Genomic DNA, 976 nt, shown 5'->3' on the forward strand with positions numbered 1-976 from the left:
CTCTCACTTGCATCTCATTCTCACGTTGCGAAATTCATATCAGCTTTATTCACCTTTAGAGATCAGACTAACGGCCCTGGCGATGGCCTCTCTCGTCTCTCTTGGAATTTTCACGGCAACCGGGTCGTGCGAGGGCCCGAAAGGATGTGTTGGCGTCCAGGCGGTTGCTAAAGCCATGACTGCAGTCATAAGAAAGCCAGGAGTGAACGTCTTTCCGACCAGGCCATCGTTTTGCGCATCCATTATCGCTTTAATTTTCTTATCGCGCACAGAGGCACGCTCGGTTAGATTGTCTTCCTTCTGCTCCAAACTGTACCATGTCATTAACCTTACGATTTGTGGATGCGTCATAGCCCAATCGAATACTTTTATCGCATAACCAGCAAGATCCTCAGGTGTAAAAAAAATTTCCTCATAAACACGCGTTAAGTGTTTATCGAGAACAGTTGTAAAAAGCGTTTCTTTATTTTCAAAGTAAACGTAAATCAAATTCTTATTGCAGCCAGCGTTTTTAGCAATGCGGTCAACACGTGCTCCTGCAATGCCAAAGGAGGAGAACTCATCCATAGCTGCTTCCAAAATCCGTTCTCTTGTTGCCTCAGCGTTTCTCAAATGGCGTCCCTCCTTAGTCCAGCATGAATTTAGTGTTTTCATTATATCATACAAAAAAACACAGTTGACTAACTGGTTATTTTAAATTAACATGTAACCAACCAGTTAGTTAGATATAAGTATCAACGTATTGGTTACACTATCTGGAGATACTAATGAAGAATGGAGAATACACAATGACACAAACCAACCAAAAAATTGCCATCGTTACAGGCGGAAGCCGCGGTATTGGCAAAAGCACAGTTTTAACCCTTGCAAGCCACGGTGTTGATTCAATCTTCACATACCGTTCTAATCAAGAAGAAGCGGAAAAAGTCGTCTCCCAGATCCGGGAAACCGGGCGTAAAGCCATTGCTTTACAATT

Annotated in this window: 2 protein-coding genes; one reads left to right on the plus strand and one right to left on the minus strand. The window is 43.0% G+C overall.

All coding sequences use genetic code 11. The annotated features are described in order from the left end of the window. Positions 1-45: 45 nt before the first annotated feature. Positions 46-612, minus strand: a complete 567-nt coding sequence (locus MUB24_RS23040; RefSeq protein WP_244708085.1) for a TetR family transcriptional regulator — start codon at positions 610-612, stop codon at positions 46-48. Between the two features lie 155 nt (positions 613-767). Between MUB24_RS23040 and MUB24_RS23045 the strand changes: the two genes are divergently transcribed. Continuing rightward, positions 768-976 (plus strand): SDR family NAD(P)-dependent oxidoreductase (locus MUB24_RS23045; RefSeq protein ID WP_244708087.1); only part of this gene is annotated, 209 nt, incomplete at its 3' end.

It is taken from the genome of Lederbergia sp. NSJ-179 (assembly GCF_022867885.1).
Taxonomy (GTDB): domain Bacteria; phylum Bacillota; class Bacilli; order Bacillales; family Bacillaceae_C; genus Lederbergia.